This is a genomic window from Herbaspirillum sp. RV1423, from assembly GCF_000577615.1.
Classification (GTDB): Bacteria; Pseudomonadota; Gammaproteobacteria; order Burkholderiales; family Burkholderiaceae_D; genus Herbaspirillum.
In genome coordinates this window covers 51,274-70,276 of record NZ_CBXX010000011.1, presented here as the reverse complement: position 1 = coordinate 70,276, position 19,003 = coordinate 51,274, and the positions used below count along the sequence as shown (strand labels likewise).

Annotated in this window: 20 protein-coding genes; 15 read left to right on the top strand and 5 right to left on the bottom strand. The window is 58.2% G+C overall.

What is annotated here, in order from left to right:
- Nucleotides 1-33 precede the first annotated feature (33 nt).
- Nucleotides 34-1,455, top strand: a complete 1,422-nt coding sequence (locus tag RV1423_RS12945; RefSeq protein ID WP_155835101.1) for a sodium:proton antiporter — start codon at nucleotides 34-36, stop codon at nucleotides 1,453-1,455.
- Nucleotides 1,456-1,472: 17 nt separating this feature from the next.
- Nucleotides 1,473-2,456: a D-glycerate dehydrogenase gene (locus tag RV1423_RS12940; protein ID WP_034297106.1), complete on the top strand. Its 984-nt coding sequence runs from the start codon at nucleotides 1,473-1,475 to the stop codon at nucleotides 2,454-2,456.
- Nucleotides 2,457-2,578: 122 nt separating this feature from the next.
- Here RV1423_RS12940 and RV1423_RS12935 read toward each other — a convergent pair whose 3' ends face one another.
- Both RV1423_RS12935 and RV1423_RS12930 read right to left on the bottom strand, forming a co-directional pair.
- Nucleotides 2,579-2,833: an acyl-CoA-binding protein gene (locus tag RV1423_RS12935; protein ID WP_034297103.1), complete on the bottom strand. Its 255-nt coding sequence runs from the start codon at nucleotides 2,831-2,833 to the stop codon at nucleotides 2,579-2,581.
- A gap of 29 nt (nucleotides 2,834-2,862) precedes the next feature.
- On the bottom strand, nucleotides 2,863-3,219 hold the full coding sequence (locus RV1423_RS12930; RefSeq protein ID WP_034297101.1) for an FKBP-type peptidyl-prolyl cis-trans isomerase: 357 nt from the start codon (nucleotides 3,217-3,219) through the stop codon (nucleotides 2,863-2,865).
- A 264-nt stretch (nucleotides 3,220-3,483) separates the two neighbouring features.
- On the opposite strand from RV1423_RS12930, the gene RV1423_RS12925 reads away from it, so the two are divergent.
- From RV1423_RS12925 to RV1423_RS12905, 5 genes are read left to right on the top strand one after another with little or no spacing between them, the layout of a single operon-like run.
- On the top strand, nucleotides 3,484-4,461 hold the full coding sequence (locus RV1423_RS12925; RefSeq protein WP_034297268.1) for a cytochrome D1 domain-containing protein: 978 nt from the start codon (nucleotides 3,484-3,486) through the stop codon (nucleotides 4,459-4,461).
- A gap of 47 nt (nucleotides 4,462-4,508) precedes the next feature.
- Entirely contained in the window at nucleotides 4,509-5,285 is a 777-nt protein-coding gene (locus RV1423_RS12920) for a polysaccharide deacetylase family protein (protein ID WP_051516667.1), read from the top strand.
- An 18-nt stretch (nucleotides 5,286-5,303) separates the two neighbouring features.
- A complete protein-coding gene (locus tag RV1423_RS12915) occupies nucleotides 5,304-6,290 on the top strand; it encodes a sterol desaturase family protein (RefSeq protein ID WP_034297266.1) in 987 nt (328 codons plus the stop codon).
- A complete protein-coding gene (locus RV1423_RS12910) occupies nucleotides 6,290-7,111 on the top strand; it encodes an EI24 domain-containing protein (protein WP_034297096.1) in 822 nt (273 codons plus the stop codon). Before RV1423_RS12915 ends, RV1423_RS12910 begins: the two co-directional genes overlap by 1 nt.
- Nucleotides 7,112-7,167: 56 nt before the next feature.
- Complete coding sequence (locus RV1423_RS12905) at nucleotides 7,168-7,974, top strand: molybdopterin-binding protein (RefSeq protein WP_034297094.1); 807 nt, start codon at nucleotides 7,168-7,170, stop codon at nucleotides 7,972-7,974.
- 286 nt (nucleotides 7,975-8,260) lie between these two features.
- Here RV1423_RS12905 and RV1423_RS12900 read toward each other — a convergent pair whose 3' ends face one another.
- The gene (locus tag RV1423_RS12900; RefSeq protein WP_034297092.1) at nucleotides 8,261-8,827 is read right to left on the bottom strand and encodes a phasin family protein; all 567 of its coding nucleotides are present in this window, start codon (nucleotides 8,825-8,827) and stop codon (nucleotides 8,261-8,263) included.
- 304 nt (nucleotides 8,828-9,131) lie between these two features.
- Here RV1423_RS12900 and RV1423_RS12895 point away from each other — a divergent pair, with 304 nt between their 5' ends.
- Both RV1423_RS12895 and RV1423_RS12890 read left to right on the top strand, forming a co-directional pair.
- Complete coding sequence (locus RV1423_RS12895) at nucleotides 9,132-9,974, top strand: histone deacetylase (RefSeq protein ID WP_373419959.1); 843 nt, start codon at nucleotides 9,132-9,134, stop codon at nucleotides 9,972-9,974.
- A gap of 57 nt (nucleotides 9,975-10,031) precedes the next feature.
- Entirely contained in the window at nucleotides 10,032-10,946 is a 915-nt protein-coding gene (locus RV1423_RS12890) for a DMT family transporter (RefSeq protein WP_034297089.1), read from the top strand.
- A gap of 6 nt (nucleotides 10,947-10,952) precedes the next feature.
- Here the strand turns inward: RV1423_RS12890 and RV1423_RS12885 are convergent, their stop codons facing one another.
- A complete protein-coding gene (locus RV1423_RS12885) occupies nucleotides 10,953-11,759 on the bottom strand; it encodes a helix-turn-helix transcriptional regulator (RefSeq protein WP_231502244.1) in 807 nt (268 codons plus the stop codon).
- Between the two features lie 121 nt (nucleotides 11,760-11,880).
- Between RV1423_RS12885 and RV1423_RS12880 the strand changes: the two genes are divergently transcribed.
- From RV1423_RS12880 to pbpG, 3 genes are all read left to right on the top strand, one after another.
- Nucleotides 11,881-12,642 (top strand): class I SAM-dependent methyltransferase, encoded by a 762-nt coding sequence (locus RV1423_RS12880; RefSeq protein ID WP_034297088.1) that lies wholly within the window; start codon nucleotides 11,881-11,883, stop codon nucleotides 12,640-12,642.
- Nucleotides 12,643-12,743: 101 nt separating this feature from the next.
- Nucleotides 12,744-13,667, top strand: coding sequence for a DMT family transporter (locus RV1423_RS12875; protein WP_051516660.1), 924 nt, complete (start codon nucleotides 12,744-12,746; stop codon nucleotides 13,665-13,667).
- A 144-nt stretch (nucleotides 13,668-13,811) separates the two neighbouring features.
- Nucleotides 13,812-14,930 carry a D-alanyl-D-alanine endopeptidase gene (gene pbpG, locus RV1423_RS12870; protein ID WP_034297086.1) on the top strand — a complete coding sequence of 373 codons (1,119 nt, stop codon included), beginning with the start codon at nucleotides 13,812-13,814 and terminating at the stop codon, nucleotides 14,928-14,930.
- Between the two features lie 87 nt (nucleotides 14,931-15,017).
- On the opposite strand, the gene RV1423_RS12865 is transcribed toward pbpG, so the two are convergent.
- Complete coding sequence (locus RV1423_RS12865; RefSeq protein ID WP_034297083.1) at nucleotides 15,018-15,809, bottom strand: IclR family transcriptional regulator; 792 nt, start codon at nucleotides 15,807-15,809, stop codon at nucleotides 15,018-15,020.
- Between the two features lie 415 nt (nucleotides 15,810-16,224).
- On the opposite strand from RV1423_RS12865, the gene RV1423_RS12860 reads away from it, so the two are divergent.
- The 3 genes from RV1423_RS12860 (at nucleotide 16,225) to RV1423_RS12850 (ending at nucleotide 18,991) form a co-directional block, all read left to right on the top strand.
- The gene (locus RV1423_RS12860) at nucleotides 16,225-17,247 is read left to right on the top strand and encodes a sulfate ABC transporter substrate-binding protein (protein WP_034297259.1); all 1,023 of its coding nucleotides are present in this window, start codon (nucleotides 16,225-16,227) and stop codon (nucleotides 17,245-17,247) included.
- An 83-nt stretch (nucleotides 17,248-17,330) separates the two neighbouring features.
- Nucleotides 17,331-17,921 (top strand): NADPH-dependent FMN reductase, encoded by a 591-nt coding sequence (ssuE, locus tag RV1423_RS12855; RefSeq protein WP_034297082.1) that lies wholly within the window; start codon nucleotides 17,331-17,333, stop codon nucleotides 17,919-17,921.
- A gap of 98 nt (nucleotides 17,922-18,019) precedes the next feature.
- Nucleotides 18,020-18,991 carry a sulfonate ABC transporter substrate-binding protein gene (locus tag RV1423_RS12850; protein ID WP_034297080.1) on the top strand — a complete coding sequence of 324 codons (972 nt, stop codon included), beginning with the start codon at nucleotides 18,020-18,022 and terminating at the stop codon, nucleotides 18,989-18,991.
- Nucleotides 18,992-19,003: the final 12 nt, after the last annotated feature.

Sequence of the window (19,003 nt, the reverse complement as noted above, 5' to 3'; positions counted from 1 at the left end):
CGATCCGGTTTTTTCGTTTCTACAGGGCCAAAATTGCGCACAAAACTTTCCACAATCTCGGCCTGCCTGGCCCTCGCTTTGCTGCTTCCCATTCCGGCCGTGGCGGCCGATCTTGATGGAGGCAGCCTGTCTGCATCGTGGGGAATTCCATTCATCGGCCTGCTGTTGTCGATCGCGCTGGGGCCGTTGCTGTTCGCGCATTTCTGGCACCACCATTTCGGCAAGATTGCACTCGCGTGGGCGGCGGCTTTTTTGCTGCCGTTTGCCGTCGCGTTCGGCGCTCACGCCGCAGTGGCCGGGACGGTGCATGCTTTGCTGGCGGAATACATTCCTTTCATTGCCTTGCTGACCGCCTTGTTCGTGGTGGCCGGCGGCATTTGCGTGCGCGGCAATCTGCACGGCACGCCGGCACTCAATACCGGCCTGTTGGCGCTGGGGACGGTGCTGGCCAGCATCATGGGCACCACCGGCGCATCGATGCTGCTGATACGCCCGCTGATTCGCGCCAACGACAACCGCAAGCACGCGGTGCATATCGTGGTGTTCTTTATTTTCCTGGTGGCCAATGCCGGCGGTTCGCTGACGCCGCTGGGTGACCCGCCGTTGTTCCTGGGTTTCCTCAAGGGCGTGGATTTTTTCTGGACCATGCAGAACATCTTTCCGGAAACCTTGTTCATCTGCGTTTCATTGCTGGTGATATTTTATTTTCTGGATCGCCATTTTTATCAAAACAAAGAGGAGGAGTTGCCTCCCGCTGCCGATCCCACACCTGATTCCGGCATCCGCTTCGAAGGGAAATTCAATTTCTTCCTGTTGCTGGTGGTGATCGGGCTGGTGCTGATGAGCGGCTTCTGGAAGCCTGGGGTGGAATTCTCCGTCATGGGTACGCCGGTTGAGTTGCAGAATCTGTTGCGCGATATCGCCTTGATTGCGGTCATCCTGATTTCCTTGTGGAGTACACCGAAAATCGCACGCGAAGGGAACGATTTTTCCTGGGGGCCGATCCTCGAAGTGGCGAAACTGTTCGCCGGCATTTTTGTTACGATCATTCCCGTCATTGCCATGCTGCGCGCCGGCGAAACTGGCGCGTTCGGCGCGGTAGTGCGCGCCGTCACCGGCGCTGACGGACAGCCCGTCAACGCCATGTATTTCTGGATTACCGGATTGCTGTCATCCTTCCTCGACAACGCACCGACTTATCTGGTGTTCTTCAATACTGCTTCGGGCGACGCGCATACGTTGATGACGACGCTCAGTTCCACTCTGGCGGCGATCTCCGCCGGCGCCGTGTTCATGGGCGCCAACAGCTATATCGGCAATGCGCCCAACATGATGGTCAAGGCCATTGCCGAAGAGCGCGGCATCAAGATGCCTTCGTTCTTCGGCTATATGGCGTGGTCGCTGGCCATCCTGGTGCCGCTGTTCATCGTGATGACCTTTCTGTTTTTTGTTTAACGATAAAAGAGACATGCATGAAACCCAAGATATTCGTTGCCCGTGCCGTTTTCCCCGAAGTGCTGGAGCGCCTGGCGCAGCATTTCGACGTCGAGTCGAATCAGGAAGACCGCATCTTTTCCGCGGATGAACTGATTGTCAAAGTGCAGGGCAAGGCGGGTCTGTTTTCCACGCCCAGCGAGCCGGTGACGACTGCATTATTCGCGGCCAATCCGCAATTGAAGGCGGTTTGCAACATGGCGGTCGGCTACAACAACATCGATATTGCCGCTGCGACCAAGGCCGGGGTGCAGGCGACCAATACGCCCGACGTACTCAACGAAACCACCGCCGATTTCGGCTGGGCCTTGTTGATGGCCACCGCGCGCCGCGTCACGGAATCGGAACACTGGCTCCGCGCAGGACACTGGAAAAAATGGAGTTACGACAGCTTCGTCGGTCCCGACGTGCATGGCTCGACGCTGGGCGTTATCGGCATGGGCCGCATCGGCCAGGCGATTGCGCGCCGCTCAATGGGTTTCGACATGAACGTGGTCTATCACAACCGTTCGCGTCTCGCGCCGGAACTGGAAGCGCGCGCCAATAACGCCAATTATGTCGGCAAGGAGGAACTGTTGCGTACAGCGGATCACGTGATCCTGGTCCTGCCGTATTCCAAGGAGTCGCATCACACCATCAAGGCCGCCGACCTGGCATTGATGAAGCCGCAAGCCACGCTGATCAATCTGGCGCGCGGCGGTATTGTCGACGACGCGGCGTTGATCGACGCCTTGCGCGACAAGAAGATCGCTGCGGCCGGCCTCGACGTGTTTGAAAACGAACCGGCTTTCAATCCCGGTTTCCTGGCGCTGTCGAACGTCGTGCTGACGCCGCATATCGCTAGCGCCTCGACGCCGACCCGGCTGGCCATGGCCAACTGCGCAGCCGACAATCTGATCGCGGCCTTGTCGGGGCAGACGCCGCCGAATCTGCTCAATCGCGACGTGCAACCGAAAGTGTGATAAAAAATTGTTCTGCATGCAATAAAAAAACCGCCTTTGAACTGACCCCTTAAAGTTGGACAAAAGTCCAACCTTTGGGTTTTTTTACATGGCGGTTTTTTTATTTGTTCCGGCCGTCGGGATCAGCCCTTGAGTTCGGCGATCAGGTCGATGTACTGCTGCTGGGCTTCTTCCTGCGGCAAGCCTTTGAGGGCTTCCCAGGCGTCCCATTTGGCGCGGCCGACGAAATCGGTCATGCCCGGACGGTCGCCTTGCACGTCGCCGCTGCTGCCTTGCTTATACAGGCCGTACATCTTCAGTAGGGTCATATTGTCCGGGCGTTCCGAGAGGTTCTTGGATTCCGCCAAGGTTTGTTCAAATTGTTCTTGCAGGCTCATTGTTTCCTCCTTGATGCCTTGAAACTGGCTCAGACAGCCAGCAGTTCGACCTCGAAGATCAGCGTGGCGTTGGGCGGAATCACACCGCCGGCGCCGCGTGCGCCATAGCCGAGGGAAGCGGGGATGATCAGCTTGCGGATGCCGCCGACCTTCATGCCTTGCACGCCTTCGTCCCAACCTTTGATCACATGGCCTGCACCCAGAGGGAACGCAAACGGATCGTTACGGTCTTTACTGGAGTCAAATTTGCTGCCGGCGCTGCCATCCGGATTTTGCAACCAGCCGGTGTAATGCACGCTGACATGGTTTCCTGCCTTGGCTTCGTCGCCTGCGCCAACCTGGATTTCTTCGTACTGCAGTCCAGAGGAGGTAGCGATAGTAGACATTTTTTTCCTTTCAAAGAGTATGTTTATGCCGTTTTTAGCCGCGCGTCCGGGAGCGGGAGGGTTCTGGAAAGCCCGTCTTCCCTACGTTTTGCGCATGAGCATGCTGCGTTACTGAACGGGGGTGGTCGCAGTGTAAACCAAAACAACCGGATCAACACCTCTCGTGTCAGCCGAATGGCCGGTAGAGGCGTTATGTTCCCTTGGGGCGTGCTTTTTACAAATGTTATGCACGATAAGATCGCAATTTTTCAAGTAAAGTTCTTCATGCTGCATAGTCTTGCCCGGTTTTCCCGGCTTATCCTTTTGGCGCTGTGCGTGTTGCTCAATGCTCCGGTATATGCGAACGTGGTCGTCGTACTTAATTCGGGAGACGCGACCGTTTCCCTGCTCGACCAGGCGACTTATAAGGAAATCAACACTTTTTCCGTAGGCAAGGAACCGCACCACCTGATGGCGACGCCCGACAACAAGTCGCTCATCGTTGCCAGCGCCACCGGCAATCAACTGATTTTTCTCGATCCCAAGACCGGCCAAGTGCAACGCCAGTTGCGCGGCATTATCGATCCCTATCAAATCGGCTTTTCGCCGGACCAGAAATGGTTCGTCGCCAATGGCCTGCGGCTGGATCGCGTCGACATTTATCGCTACGATGGACATAACCTCGACCTCGCCAAGCGCGTGCGTCTGGCGAAAACACCCAGCCATATTGCTTTCGACGCCGACAGCACCACCGCCTTCGTCACCCAGCAAGGCAGCGACGAAGTCAGCGCCATCGACCTCGCCACGCAACAGGTCAAATGGACCATGCCAACCGGCAAATTGCCCGCCGGTATTTTCATGACGCCTGACAACAAATACCTGCTGATCGGCATCATGGGCAAGGATTATGTCCAGGTCATCGACTGGCGCGCGCAAAAGACAGTCAAGACGATCCGTACCGGCGAAGGCGCGCACAATTTCCGTGCACAAGGCGACAAGCGTTACGTCTACGTCTCCAACCGCGTGTCCAATACTATCAACGTCATCGACCTGCAGACCCTGGAAAGCGTCGGCCACATTGCCGTGCCGGGCGGTCCGGATTGCATGGAAGTGACTGAGGACGGCAAGACCATGTGGGTCACCTTGCGCTGGATCAAGAAGGTCGCAGTCATCGACTTGCCCAGCAAAAAAGTCGTGAAAGTCATCCCGGTCGGCCGCTCGCCGCACGGTATTTACTTCTTCAATCGCGCTCCCGACCTCTGATGCAGATCGCCCCGTCTCGCCTGCGCAAGCTCGCCGCCCTGACCGTCATGGCGGTCGCGATCTGGCCGGCGCAGGCGGCCACCGACGACGCCGGCGCCTGCAAGGGAACGATCTACCTGACTTTCGATACCGGCAGCCAGTCGCAGGCCGAGTTCATTGCGCAGACGCTGAACCGGCATCACATCAAGGCGACCTTCTTCCTCGCCAACGAAAAGACCATCAACGGCGACTACACGCTTGATCCGGCGTGGGCGCCCTACTGGAAGGCGCGAGTGGCGGAAGGCCATGCCTTCGGCACCCATACTTTCGATCATGTCTATGTGCAGCGCGATCTTCCCGATGGCCATATCGAGGTCAAGCCGCAATTCGGCGCCCATGCCGGCAAAAAGGAAGTCTGGACCGCTGCGCAATACTGCGACGAGCTGCAGCGCGTGGCCCGGCGTTTCAAGGAATTGACCGGCGCCACGCTGGACCACCTGTGGCGCGCCCCGGGCGGCAAGCTGACGCCGCAACTGCTGGCGGCAGGACGCGCTTGCGGTTATTCTCATGTGGCATGGGCCGATGCCGGCTTTTCCGGCGACGAACTGCCGAGCGACAAATGGCCCAATGCCATGCTGTTGCAACAATCCTTGCGTAAACTGAAGGACGGCGACATCGTGATGGCGCATCTGGGCATCTGGTCGCGTAAGGATCCGTGGGCGCCGACGGTGCTGGAGCCACTGATTTCAGGATTGGAACAAAAGGGATTCTGTTTCGCCACCTTGCGTGAACATCCGGCTTACCAGGCCGCCCTGAGCAAGCAGCAGACTGCGGTCATCAAATAAGTATTCATCATGATGCACATCATTCAGGTTTTTTCCGATTTGTTTGCGACGGCCCAAGGGTGGTTGTTCGAGACCGTGGTCCAGCCGATGGTGTTTGCCCTCGGCCTGGGCGAGTTCGTCGAAGAGGCGTTCACCGGCACCGAATGGTTCCTGGTCGGCGTGTGCGAACTGGCGGTGCTGTTCATCATCCTGCGTCCCCTGGAATCATGGATCCCGGTGCATCCGATCACCGACAAGCGCGCGCGCTGGAACGATTTCATCTATACCGCCCTGCATCGTCTCGGCGCGTTTTCGATCCTGGTGTTTTTCCTGCTCGATCCGCTGATGGCCTACCTCAGCGAGTTCTTGCACTGGGAAGGCTGGGGCACCTTCAACCTCGATGACGTCTGGCCCGGCGTGACCGATCAGGCGCTGGTCAGCTTCCTGTTTTATCTGGTCGTGCTGGATTTTTGCGACTATTGGTACCACCGCGCCCAGCATGGCTTCCGCTGGCTGTGGGCCTTGCATAGCCTGCATCACAGCCAGGAAAACATGAACCTGTGGAGCGACGACCGCAATCATCTGCTCGACGATCTGGTGCGCGACGTCCTCATGGGCCTGGTGGCGCTGGCGATCGGCGTGCAGCCGGGGCAATACATCCTGCTGGTGTCGGCTTCGCGCATGCTGCAAAGCCTGCAGCATGCCAACGTGCGCATCCATTTCGGCCGCATCGGCGAATACCTGCTGGTCTCGCCGCGCTTCCATCGCCTTCACCACGCCATCGGCATCGGCCATGAAAGCCGCGGCAGGAATTCGCTGGGCGGGCATAACTTTGCCGTGCTGTTCCCGATCTGGGACGTGCTGTTCCGCACTACCCATTTCGGCACCGGCTTCGCCATGACCGGCGTGCGCGATCAATTGCCGCCGCCGGCCGGCAAGGGGCGCAACTACGGGCGCGGCTTCTGGGCGCAGCAGTGGCTGGGACTCAAGCGCATCATCGAGTTCTCAAGGAAGGCCGCGCGCTGATGCGGCTCCTGACGACCTCGTTCGGGCGGGCGCTGCTGTCGCAGTTGCATATCAGGATGCTGCTGCTGACCATCCTCCCCTTTGTCGTCTCCATTGCGATCTGGGGTGTCGCCCTCTGGTGGGGATTGCAGCCGATGATCGACTGGCTGCAGGACTATTTCGTCGTCCACAACGGTTTCGGCGTCGCCGGCTCCATTCTCAACTGGTTCAACATGGGCGCGTTGAAGACGGTCATCGTGCCTTTGCTAGCCATGTGGGCCTTGCTGCCGCTGATGATACTGACTGCGTTGGTGTTCGTCGGGCTGTGGGCGGTGCCGGTGATTGCGCGGCACGTCGGCGGCCGTCACTATCCGCAACTGGAGCGGCGCCACGGCGGTTCGTGGTGGGGCAGCCTGTGGACGTCGCTGTGGTGTTTCGCCGTATTCGTATTTGCCTGGATCGTCACGTTGCCGGTGTCGATCTTTCCGCCGCTGGCCTTCGTCATCCATCCGGTGCTGTGGGGATGGCTGACGTATCGCGTGATGGCCTACGACACGCTGGCCGACTATGCCACAGCGGAGGAACGCCGCACCATTTTGCATATGCATCGCTGGCCTTTGCTGCTGGTGGGCGCGGTCGCCGGTGCAATGGGAGCGGCGCCGACGCTGTTGTGGCTGGGCGGGGCGCTGTCGGTGATTTTTTTCCCGCTGCTGGCTGCCGGCGCGATCTGGCTGTACGTGCTGGTGTTTGTGTTCACGGGACTGTGGTTTCAATACTATTGCCTGGAAGCCTTGAGCAAGCTGCGCGTGTCGGCTTCCGCGACTGCAGGAGCACCTGCCTGATTTTACAGATCAGGGCATAATGTGTGGCTACTACCTGCAGGAACGAACGGATACCTATGGCTATCGGACTCATCATCATCGGCGACGAAATCCTCTCCGGCAAACGCGTCGACAAGCATTTCCCCAAAGTACTTGAACTACTGACCGCACGCGGTCTGCAACTCAACTGGGCGGAGTACCTGGGCGACGACCCGGCGCGCATCACCAATACCCTCAAGCGCACTTTTGCCGGCGAAGACATCGTCTTCTGTACCGGCGGCATCGGCGCCACCCCGGACGACCACACGCGCCAATGCGCCGCTGCTGCATTGGGCGTGCCGCTGGCGCTGCATCCCGACGCCAAGGTGAAAATCCAGGAACGCATCGCCGACACGGCGCGCGAATCGGGTATCACGCCGATCTACGATGCGCCGGAAAACCTGCATCGCCTGAAGATGGGCGAGTTCCCGGTCGGTTCGTCGATCATTCCGAATCCCTACAACAAGATTCCCGGCTTCTTCGTGCCCAACGTCAGCGGCGAGGGCGCGCATTATTTCGCGCCGGGATTCCCGGTGATGGCGTGGCCGATGTTCGAATGGGTGCTCGATACGCATTATGCGCACCTGTTCCATCGCCTGGCCTGGGCGGAGAAGTCCGTGCTGGTGTTCGAGATGCCGGAATCGACGCTCACGCCGTTGATGGAATCCATCGAAGCTGAATTTTCACAGGTGAAGGTATTTAGCTTGCCGCACGTTGGCGACGACAAGACGCGCCGCCATATCGATCTGGGCGTCAAGGGAGAACCGTCGCAAGTGGAACTGGCGTTCAGCATGATGAAGGCTGGGCTGCGCCAGCTCAGGGCCGAGTACCAACAGGTAAATTGAGCGGAAGAAAGATGGCGGGGTAAAAAAATGCCCCGGCTCGCCGAGGCATCGGAACGGTATCTTAGGAGGAAATCAGATACCGAGGAGACAACGATTGCTCCGAGGCGCTACGGGAAAACAGCATGCGCCTCATTGCTGAATGACGTATATCGCACAAGCATCGCTTGCATTGCATCTTGCAGCGTTACCACGTATCAACGTACCGGTAAAGCAAACCAGGCAGAATAATCATCATAACGAATAATGTCTGCCCGGGTGTTGTTGCCGTTTAACTTATTCGCTGAAATTATTTCTTGCTGCCGCGCGCTGTTGCTTTTACGGTCGCCTGAGACAACTGATCGACGGCGGTGGAAACATTCGATTCCAGCGCTTCGGCGGCCTGCTTGGCACTCTTGGTGAATTGCTCGTAACCGGCATTGAAGTTGCCAATCGTGGTCTTGACGAACGACATGGCGTTTTCGGTACCGGCCGGCGCATTCTTGGAGGCCTCGTCGATCAGCGAAATCACCTTGCGGTTGACTTCGGCCAACTGCGCTTCTGCGGTCTTGGTCAGTTCAGCCTGGGTAGTCGATACGATGCCGGCCAGATGGCGGCCGTAGGCGAGGCCTTTTTCCACGGTCGGTTGGGCCTGGGCGGTGGACAGGGAGAAAAATTCCTGTGGATCTTTGGCGGTCAGCAGCTTTTGCGCGGCTTCATGGGTTTCTTCCAGGGAAGATTTGGTGGCTTTCAGGTTCAGGTCCACCAGTTTTTCGACGCCCTCGAAAGTCTTGTTTGCAAACTGGCTTAACAGCGCGATCTGGGCTTCGAAGTTTGCTTTGGTTGCAGCAGAAAATTGGTCTGTGAGGGTCGTCATTTGCGTAGTCCTTTGGTCCGATATTGAAATGAATGGAATGATCAGGGAAGGTGCACGCATATTGTTGGATACTCTTTTGTGCGGCGCACAAAATGAATTCTAGGTGAAAATACTGACAAGTCAATGGATTTTGTCGGCAATTTTTAAAATGATTGTGATTTGTTTTTTATGTCGACACCCATACTCCCACGTCGGATTTTTTTTGCAAAAAGATGATGCGATGAGCCAGCTTTGAAAGCCTATTTTGAAAGCCTATTACAGCGACCATTTTGTTTTGCCGTTGCCGGCCGGGCATCGTTTTCCCATGATCAAATACCGCCTTATTCGTGAGGGGGCAGCGCGCGAAGTCGCAGATCTGGAATTCCACGAAGCCCAGGCGGCCAGCGACGGTGTGCTGGCACTCGCGCATCATCCCAGGTATGTCGATTTGGTGTCGCACGGCCGGTTGCCGGAGCAGGTGCAAAAAGACATCGGCTTTCCGTGGTCTCCGGAAATGGTCGAGCGTTCACGCCGATCGGCCGGCGCCACCATTGCCGCCTGCCGCAGCGCATTGGAACAGGGCGTTGCCGTCAATTTGGCCGGCGGCACGCATCATGCCTATGCTGATCGCGGCGCGGGTTTTTGTGTTTTCAACGACGCCGCCGTCGCCGCGCGCCTGATGCAAGCCGAACGCCGCGCCGCGCGCGTGGCTGTGGTCGACCTCGATGTCCATCAGGGCAACGGCACCGCGTCCATATTGTCGGATGACGATTCGGTGTTTACGCTGTCGCTGCATGGCGAACGCAATTATCCATTTGAAAAAGAGCGGAGCGATCTCGACGTCGCCTTGCCCGATGGCGTGACGGATGCCGGATATCTATCGGCGTTGCAAGATGCATTGGCGCAGTTGATGGAGCGCTTCGATCCGCAACTGATCATTTATCTGGCCGGTGCGGATCCGCATGAGGGCGACCGGCTTGGACGCATGAAGCTCACCATGGCGGGCCTGGCAGCGCGCGACAGACAGGTCTTCGAACTGGGACGCCAGCAAAAAATTCCAATCGCGGTTACGATGGCGGGCGGTTACGGCAAAAACATAGAAGACACCGTCGCCGTCCACGTACAAACAATTACGCTTGCCAGTCGATACGCTGCCGACTGGAACTAATCAACGCCGCGGGAATGTTCCAATTGCAACTTCCCGCACCATGTTTCTCGGATAAGTATGATTCGCACCGCCGCAGGCGCCCGCCAGGAAGACCGTTCCTGGCATCCCATATTGCTCAATCTGATTCCCTTGGCTTTCGTGCTGATCTGGAGCACCGGGTTCATTGTCGCCAAATTCGGTTTGCCGTATGCGCCGCCGCTGACTTTCCTGATACTGCGCTTCATCGGTGTGCTGATTTGCCTGTTGCCGCTGGTGCTGATCCTGCGCGCGCCTTGGCCGCAGGGCCGGCAGGTTGGCCACATCGCCGTGGCCGGGGTGTTGCTGCATGCCGGTTATCTGGCTGGCGTGTGGTGTGCCATCAAGCTGGGCATGCCGGCTGGGCTGAGCGCTCTGATCGTAGGACTGCAACCAGTATTGACGGCATTCGCCGCGCCTTTTGTCGGCGAGCGCGTGAAAGGGCGGCAATGGCTGGGCCTTGCCTTGGGTTTGTGCGGTGTCGGTCTGGTGGTTGCCAGCAAGATTTCGTTGATCGGCTTGTCGTGGAGCGCCATTTCTCTCTGCGTGATGGCGCTGGCGGCGATCACTATCGGCACCTTGTATCAAAAGCGTTTCTGTCCGCGGTTCGACTTGCGCACCGGCACCATCATCCAATTCATCGCCTCGATGCTGGTCACGCTGCCATTTGCGATATTGATCGAGGGTTTCGATTTCCATCTGCGCACGGTGATGTGGACACCGCAGTTCATCGGCGCCTTGCTGTGGTCTGTCCTGGCGTTGTCGATCGGCGCCATTTTCCTGCTGTTTGCCTTGATCCGGCGCAGCGCGGCGACGCAGGTCACGAGCCTGCTCTATCTGACGCCGCCCACCACGGCGATGATGGCCTGGTTGATGTTCGGCGAGGCTTTCAACATGGTCGGCATCATCGGCATGCTGGTGGCCGTGGTCGGGGTGGCGTTCGTGGTTCCCAAATAAGGGGGCTCAGGCCGGCATCAGGGTAATCAACTTGAGATCCGGTCGGTTCGCCACGCGGAAATTCACCTGCTGATAGGTCAGTTCGCCGCGCACCGGATGCCGGAACAGCCGTTTGCCGCCTTCGCGTTCCACCACATCCTGCAGGCTCCATGCACGCTTGAACAGGCTGCTGCGCGCCGACAGTTCTTCCACCATCGTCTTGATCTGCGGATCGTCCAGGTATTGTCCGCAATCGGCGCGAAATTCGGCAACAAGCCGGCGCGCCCGTTGTTCCCAATCGGTGATGAGGTCTTGCGAGGCCGCGGTGCAGAACGTGAAGAACAGCAGGTTGCTGCTTTCGCTTTTGGCATTGAGCCAGCCGGTGAACAGATTCCGCGCCGGGACATTCCATGCCAGCGCGTTCCAGTAGCGATCCAGCACGTAGGCCGGTTCACGGATGCTGCGCACGACGTCGAGGATTTCCGGCGCGATGTTCTCGCTGTGGTCGTCCTGATGCACTGGATCTTTCTTTTCCGCCAGCTCGAACAGATAGGCGCGCTTGGCGCGCGGCAGATGCAGCGCATCGGCGATACGCGACAGCGCTTGCGCAGAGATCGAATCGGTGCGGCCCTGTTCTATCCAGGTGTACCAGGTCACGCTGATGGCGCATAACTGCGCGACTTCTTCGCGCCGCAACCCGGGCGTGCGGCGACGCGTGCCATGCGCAAGGTGGCTTAGGCCGGCCAGCGCCGGGGAAGTTTGTTCACGCTGGGTCTTGATGAATTCTCCCAGCGCCTTGCGCTTCATGTCCTGTTTAATGTCTGCGGTTGCCATGGCGATAATGAAAGGCTGATGCTGTTGGATTTGGTAATAGTATAAATGGTGAACTTGTACCAGGATACAGGATCGCTAAACTAAGGCTTCCGTCACTTTATTCATCTTCGGGAGCCAAGCAATGCGTAGCCATAACCAAGTGATTTCAGAACAATTCGGTAATACCGCAGCATCCTATCTGACCAGCGCCGTCCACGCTCAGGGCGCCGACCTGCAAGACCTCGCGGCGTATGCCGCCGCATATCCGCAAGCCCGCGTGCTGGACCTCGGCTGCGGTGGCGGCCATGCCAGCTTCGCAATGGCGCCGGTTGCGGCGCAGGTGATCGCCTACGATCTGTCCGCGGAGATGCTTGAAGTCGTGCGCGCCGCCGCAGCGGATCGCAAGTTGTCCAATATTGAAGTTCAGCAGGGCAGCGCCGATCGCCTGCCGTTCGCCGATGCGTCCTTCGACGTCGTCTGCACGCGCTTCAGTGCGCACCACTGGCGCAACCTGCCGCAGGCATTGCAGGAAGCTGCACGCGTGCTGAAGCAGGGCGGCCGTTTTGTCGTCATCGACACGGCGGCGCCGGCCGATGTGTTATCCGATACCTACATGCAGGCGATCGAATTGTTGCGCGACACCTCGCACGTGCGCAACGTCAGTCTGTCCTCGTGGAAGAAGCTGATCGCGCAGGCCGGTTTGCAGGTAGGCTTTTCCAAGAGCTGGAAGCTGACGCTGGAATTTGCCTCCTGGGTCGCGCGTATGCGCACGTCGCCGGAACATATCGTCGCCATCCAGTCGCTCTGGCGCGCCGCACCGGCAGAGGTGCGCAGCTACTTCAATGTCGCAGAGGATTATTCCTTCGACATCGATACGGTACTGATCGAAGCCATCAAGAAATAATATGCTGTACGACCTAATCTGGCTTCCATAATATATTGGACCAAGGATGAGCCGGCGCTTAGAGTGGCATCGTTTTGCCACCGGGAAGGGAAGCTCCAGCCATGAAAGCCCTGCGCTCATCCGATTTTCTCGCCGTCCTTGCGCTCGCTGCCGCAGCCTTGTTCTGGGCCGGCAATATGCTGGTCGGCAAAGCCCTTAACGAACAAGTCGCGCCGATGGCGCTGGCGTTCTGGCGCTGGGGGCTGATCCTGCTGATTCTGGCGCCGTTCGTCGTGCGCGACGTCATACGCTACCGCGGGGAAATCCGCGCGGCCACGCCGGTACTCATGCTGCTCGCCTTGCTCGGCACCGGTCTCTACAATGCCCTGATTTTCGGCGCCCTGCATTACACCAGCGCCACCAACGCTGCATTGCTGAATTCTTCGATTCCCGTGTGGACCTTGCTCTTGTCGGTGCCGTTTCACAGGCGTTGGCCGGATCGTATGGAACTGCTCGGCGTCATCGTGTCACTCTATGGTGTGGCAGCGATCATCAGCCACGGTTCGCTTGTCGGCCTGTCGGGTTTCCGGCTCAATCGCGGCGATGCCTGGATGCTGGTCGCGATGGTGATGTGGAGCGTGTATCTGCTGCTGTTGCCGCGTCGTCCGCGCGTGTTGCCGACGTTTTGTTTTCTGTGGGTGACCGGTGTGCTCGGATTGTCTGGCTTGACTTTGCTGATGCTGGTCAACGGAGGCGGGCAGGCGTTCGTTATACCGCTCAATCGGAGTACTGCCGCCGGTGTTTCTTATCTGGCAGTCTTCCCAAGCATACTGGCGACCCTGGCGTGCAATTACGGCATCGACCGTATCGGTTCCGTCAGGGCATCTCAATGCGTCCATTTGGTGCCTGTATTTGCTTCTGTTATCGCGATGGCCTACCTCGGGGAGACATTACACTGGTATCATGCTGCAGGTTTTATTCTTGTACTGGCGGGTCTGTTTATAGCAAATCACAAAGGTGTCGCGGCCATGAAAAAAGTCGCGTAGGTTTTCAAAAACGAAAAAAATGCGCTTTTTTTAAGAAAGTCGTTTAAAAAGTTGCGCTAACTACCTAATTATCTTGCGATTTTCCCTCGGTTTGCTACACTGCCAACAGTTTCTTGTGCGTATCAATCAGGGGGAGGTTTACCAATGCTTAAATCTGCGCTAGCTGTCGTTGCTACGGCACTTTTCGTTCTGGTCGGTATTTCTCCTGTACAAGCGCAAACTTCGGTTAACACCAAGAAAACGGTCGTTAAAAAGACCGTTATCAAGAAAGTTGTCGTTAGACGACATTCTGCCGCCTCTCCCAAACGCGCCACCCAGGCATCTCTCGACCGTCGCGAAAAGCTGGTCAAGAAGGTCGCCATGGTCCACGGCAAGCGCCGTGTGGTTTATCAGCGCGTGGCGGCCATACCGACGGTGCCGGTGGTGCCTCCGGTCATGACGGCGGGTGATCTGGCCGGGCTCAACCTGACGCAGGATCCGTTGGCCCTGCGTTCCAACGTTGCATTGGTCATCGATCAGGCCAGCTCGCAAGTCCTGTTTGAAAAGAATTCCTCGGTGGCCTTGCCTATTGCCTCGGTCACCAAGCTGATGACATCCCTGGTGGTGGTGGAAGCACGCCAGAACATGGAAGAAATCCTGACCGTCACCGATGACGACGTCGATCGCGAAAAACACAGCAGTTCCCGCCTGCGCGTCGGTGCGCAACTATCGCGCGACGACATGTTGCACATCGCCCTGATGAGTTCCGAGAACCGCGCCGCCTCCGCTTTGGGCCGCAATTATCCGGGCGGTCTGCCGGCCTTCGTCGCCGCCATGAATGCCAAGGCTCGCTCGCTCGGCATGATGGATACGCACTACGTCGATTCGACCGGCTTGTCCAGCCATAACGTCGCCAGCGCGCGCGACCTCGCCAAACTGGTGGTCGCCGCCTATAACTATCCGATCATCCGCCAGTACTCGACCGATGCCAAATATATGGTCGAGCCCAGTGGCCATGCATTGCAGTACGCCAGCTCCAATCGTCTGGTCGCCAGCAAGGATTGGGACATCGGCCTGCAAAAGACCGGTTACATCAATGAAGCCGGCCATTGCCTGGTCATGCTGACCAAGATCGAGGGCCGTTCGGTGGTGATGGTGTTCCTAGATTCCAAAGGCAAGCTGTCGCATGTCGGCGATGCCGCGCGTATGCGCAAATGGCTGTCCGAGCAAGGTCCGCAGAACCTGACCCGCGTCAACTTGCATGCACGCGCCGACGAAGGCTGATCAGACATTCGACCGGTCTCGGGCCGGGTAATAAAAAAGGCGAACGTGGTTCGCCTTTTTTCATTCTGTTCCCTGCAAGAAATTCTTTCAGGCACCATCCTGCTGGTTTGCGTAACCAAGCGCCGAGGAGATTTGCGCTGCCGTCGTCACCAGATCTTCTACCCATTCCTCTTGCAGCCGGTCCGCTGGCGCTGAGATCGACAAGCCGGCCACCAGTTTGCCCGAGTCGTCCCGAATGCCGGCCGCCATGCAGCGCACACCCAGTTCCAGTTCCTCGTTGTCGCGCGCATAGCCGAGCGCGCGCACCATGCTCAGTTCGCGCTCCAGCTTGCCGAGGTCGGTGATGGAATTCTTGTTGTGTCCGGCCAGCCCGGTGCGTGTGGCGTATGCGCGCACCGCCTTGGGATCGTCGATCGACAGGAACAGTTTGCCGGTGGAGGTCAGATGCAGCGGCGCGCGGCCGCCGATGGCGCGCACCACCTGCATGCCCGAGCGCTCGGAGAACGAGCGGTCGATATACACGATTTCATCGCTTTGACGTACGGACAGATTGATTGTCTGATGCGTCTTGCGGTGCAGCGCGCGCATGAAGTCGAGCGCCGCCTCGCGCACGCTCAGGCGGCTCTTGACGATATTGCCCAGTTCCAGCAAACGCATGCCGAGGCGATAAGTGCCCGGTTCGGAACGGTCGACGAAACGTTTCACCACCAGATCGTTGAGGATGCGGTGGGCAGTGGAGGGATGCAATTTGGTCGTCGCCGACAATTCCTTCAGGCTGATCGGGTCCGGAGACGCTGCCAGTGCATCCAGCAAAGACACCATGCGTTCGATGACCTGAATCGATATTGCGCCTGTGTCGTCGTGGGCTTCTTTTTTCATAGCGGTGTTTGATGCATTGCAATAGGTCCTTTATACCACATTGTGAAAAATAGAAAAAGGCGATGCGCTATTGCGAGGCATTTCTTTGTGTTTCCACCGGCTCTGCGTAGGGGCGAAAATGGAGCCGTACGTAAAGCACGTATTTAGAACTCGCATTACATTCCGTCATGACGTCGTCGAGGTCGATATGACGATGGACCGCCATTTGCCCGTCAATTCATAGCTGCGGGCTATATTGCTGCAGGTGATTCCCATATGCGTATTTGATATGAAAGGCCGCATCTATATTCGGCGGCCTTGCGATTGCATATCTGATTTCCGCATATTGAGAGAAGAAAGTATTCGTTCGTTTTTTATTGCTCCCTCATTAATCTGTGCTCTCCAGAACAAAACTGAACCAAGAGGGATGCAGATCATGTTGAAAAAGTTTATCAAGTCGGTTGCGGTGGCAGCCTTGTTTTCGCCGCTGGTGCAATTGGTGCCGCTGGCGCACGCCGCAGATATCTCCTTGCTGAATGTCTCTTACGACCCGACTCGCGAACTCTACGCCGACTACAACAAGGCCTTCGCCAAATACTGGAAAGCCAAGACCGGCGACAACGTGACCATCAAGGCGTCCCACGGCGGTTCCGGCAAGCAGGGCCGTTCGGTGATCGACGGCATCGACGCCGACGTCGTCACGCTGGCGCTGGCCTACGACATCGACGAAATCTCCGAAAAAGCCAAGCTGTTGCCGGCCGACTGGCAAAAACGCCTCGAGCACAATAGCTCGCCCTACACCTCGACCATCGTGTTCCTGGTGCGCAAAGGCAATCCGAAACACATCAAGGATTGGGACGACCTGATCAAGCCGGGCGTATCCGTGATTACGCCGAATCCCAAGACTTCCGGCGGCGCACGCTGGAACTACCTGGCGGCCTGGGCCTATGCGCTGAAGAAGGGCGGCAATGACGCCGCGGCGCGGGACTATATCTCCAAGCTGTTCAAGAACGTGCCGGTGCTGGATTCCGGCGCGCGCGGCGCCACCATCAGCTTTGTTGAACGCGGTCTCGGCGACGTCCTGCTGGCTTGGGAAAACGAAGCGTTGATTTCGCTCAAGGAATGGGGCCCGGACAAGTTCGACGTCGTCACGCCGTCGCTTTCCATCCTGGCTGAGCCGCCGGTAGCGCTGGTCGACAAGGTCGTCGACCGCCGCGGCACCCGCAAGGTCGCCGAAGAGTACCTCAAGTATCTGTACTCCGACGAAGGCCAGGAAATCATCGCCCGGAATTACTACCGCCCGATCAACCCGAAGATCGCCGCCAAATACGCGTCGCAATATCCGAAGGTCAATCTGATCACAGTCGACAATACCTTCGGCGGCTGGCAAAAAGCCCAGAAGGATCATTTCTCCGACGGCGGCAGTTTCGACCAGTTGTACGTGCCGAACAAGAAGTAATCGAACAGCAACGCATGAGGTTTCCGGAAGCGCACATCACAGCTTCCGGCATCTTCACCGGATTCACCCTTTGAGTTTTTACCATGACGATTCTCCTGCTGGCCGGTAGTCCCTCCGCGCCATCCCGTTCCACCCGCTTGCTGCATCACGTCGGCGAAAAGCTGGCCGCGCTCGGGCACCGTTATTCCAAACTGGATGTGCGCGACTTGCCCGGGCAGGCATTGATCCGCGCCGACTTCAACGACGCCGAGATCAAGGCTGCGCTGGCCCGCGTCGCGGAAGCGTCGGCGGTGGTGGTCGCCACGCCGGTGTACAAAGCGGCGTACAGCGGCGTGCTGAAAGCTTTCCTCGATCTGCTGCCGCAGTTCGGCCTGACCGACAAGCTGGTGTTGCCGCTGGCGACCGGCGGCAGCCAGTCGCACATGCTGGCGCTCGACTACGCCTTGCGTCCCGTGTTGTCGTCGCTGGGACCCAGGCATGTCCTGCCGAGCATTTACGCCACAGAAGCGCAGGTGACCTGGTCCGAGCAGGAAGGCCTGGTGCTGGACAGTCCGATCGTCGCGCGCGTGCAGGAGGGCGTCGAGCAACTGTCGAGCAGCCTGATTGCCTTGCACAAGACGGCACCCGGTGTGTTTACCGACGTTCCGTTTTCGCAGATTCGATGTAGCGTTTAAGCGCCGCACAGACTTCACTATTTTGATCGACGGCCATCGAGATCTGCGACATACGCAGAGGGGCCGTCTTACGCCAAAAAACTATTTCGGGAAAACAGATGAGTGCACAACAACAACGCTTTACCAGACGCCGCACCTTGGGTTTGCTATCCGCATTGACCTTCGCCGCCGCGACCCTGGGCGCCAGCCATCTAGCCGCCGCACAATCCAAACCGGTGCTGCGCATCGGCTATCAGAAAGCCGCCAGCACGCTGGTGTTGCTGAAGGCGCACGGATCGCTGGAAAAACGCCTGCAAGCGCAAGGCGTGGAAGTGAAATGGGCGGAATTCGCCGCCGGTCCGCAATTGCTGGAAGCGCTGAACGTCGGTTCGGTCGACTTCGGCTATGTCGGCGAGGCGCCGCCGGTGTTCGCGCAAGCCGCAGGCGCCGACTTCGTCTATACCGCCTATGAAATCCCGACGCCGAATGCGGAAGGCTTGCTGGTGCAAAAGGATTCGCCGATCAAGACCGTCGCCGGACTGAAGGGGAAGAAAATCGCCTTCAACAAGGGCTCGGACGTGCATTGGCTGGTGGTCGCCCTGCTCAAGAAGGCGGGGCTCGGCTACAGCGACATCCAGCCGGTCTACCTGGCGCCGGCCGATGCGCGCGCCGCGTTTGAAAAAGGTGCGGTCGATGCGTGGGCCATCTGGGATCCGTTCCAGGCCGCCGCCGAAAAACAGATCGGCGCACGCCGTCTTGCCACGGGCGTGGGCGCCGTCAGCCATCATCAATTCTTCCTGAGCGCGCGTCCTTTCGCTGAAAAGAATCCCGAGATCATCAAGATCCTGCTCGAAGAAGTCACCAAGGAAGGCCAATGGATACGCGCCAACATCAAGGAAGCAGCGGCCCAACTGGCGCCGATCCAGGGCCTGGATGCGGACGTGATCGAAGTCGGCCTGAAGCGCTACGAGCATATCTTCAAGCCGGTCGACGCCAAGGTGCTGGAAGAACAGCAGCGCATCGCCGACGCCTTCTTCGATCTCAAACTGATTCCCAAGAAACTCAACGTCAAGGATGCGGTGCTGAAATAAGCGCCGCCGCAA

Bases quoted from the DNA above. Each gene is read 5' to 3' on its own strand.
- RV1423_RS12940 (WP_034297106.1), top strand. From the start codon at position 1,473: ATGAAACCCAAGATATTCGTTGCCCGTGCCGTTTTCCCCGAAGTGCTG.
- RV1423_RS12935 (WP_034297103.1), bottom strand. From the start codon at position 2,833: ATGAGCCTGCAAGAACAATTTGAACAAACCTTGGCGGAATCCAAGAAC.
- RV1423_RS12930 (WP_034297101.1), bottom strand. From the start codon at position 3,219: ATGTCTACTATCGCTACCTCCTCTGGACTGCAGTACGAAGAAATCCAG.
- RV1423_RS12925 (WP_034297268.1), top strand. From the start codon at position 3,484: ATGCTGCATAGTCTTGCCCGGTTTTCCCGGCTTATCCTTTTGGCGCTG.
- RV1423_RS12920 (WP_051516667.1), top strand. From the start codon at position 4,509: ATGGCGGTCGCGATCTGGCCGGCGCAGGCGGCCACCGACGACGCCGGC.
- RV1423_RS12910 (WP_034297096.1), top strand. From the start codon at position 6,290: ATGCGGCTCCTGACGACCTCGTTCGGGCGGGCGCTGCTGTCGCAGTTG.
- RV1423_RS12905 (WP_034297094.1), top strand. From the start codon at position 7,168: ATGGCTATCGGACTCATCATCATCGGCGACGAAATCCTCTCCGGCAAA.
- RV1423_RS12900 (WP_034297092.1), bottom strand. From the start codon at position 8,827: ATGACGACCCTCACAGACCAATTTTCTGCTGCAACCAAAGCAAACTTC.
- RV1423_RS12895 (WP_373419959.1), top strand. From the start codon at position 9,132: ATGATCAAATACCGCCTTATTCGTGAGGGGGCAGCGCGCGAAGTCGCA.
- RV1423_RS12890 (WP_034297089.1), top strand. From the start codon at position 10,032: ATGATTCGCACCGCCGCAGGCGCCCGCCAGGAAGACCGTTCCTGGCAT.
- RV1423_RS12885 (WP_231502244.1), bottom strand. From the start codon at position 11,759: ATGGCAACCGCAGACATTAAACAGGACATGAAGCGCAAGGCGCTGGGA.
- RV1423_RS12880 (WP_034297088.1), top strand. From the start codon at position 11,881: ATGCGTAGCCATAACCAAGTGATTTCAGAACAATTCGGTAATACCGCA.
- RV1423_RS12875 (WP_051516660.1), top strand. From the start codon at position 12,744: ATGAAAGCCCTGCGCTCATCCGATTTTCTCGCCGTCCTTGCGCTCGCT.
- pbpG (WP_034297086.1), top strand. From the start codon at position 13,812: ATGCTTAAATCTGCGCTAGCTGTCGTTGCTACGGCACTTTTCGTTCTG.
- RV1423_RS12865 (WP_034297083.1), bottom strand. From the start codon at position 15,809: ATGAAAAAAGAAGCCCACGACGACACAGGCGCAATATCGATTCAGGTC.
- RV1423_RS12860 (WP_034297259.1), top strand. From the start codon at position 16,225: ATGTTGAAAAAGTTTATCAAGTCGGTTGCGGTGGCAGCCTTGTTTTCG.
- ssuE (WP_034297082.1), top strand. From the start codon at position 17,331: ATGACGATTCTCCTGCTGGCCGGTAGTCCCTCCGCGCCATCCCGTTCC.
- RV1423_RS12850 (WP_034297080.1), top strand. From the start codon at position 18,020: ATGAGTGCACAACAACAACGCTTTACCAGACGCCGCACCTTGGGTTTG.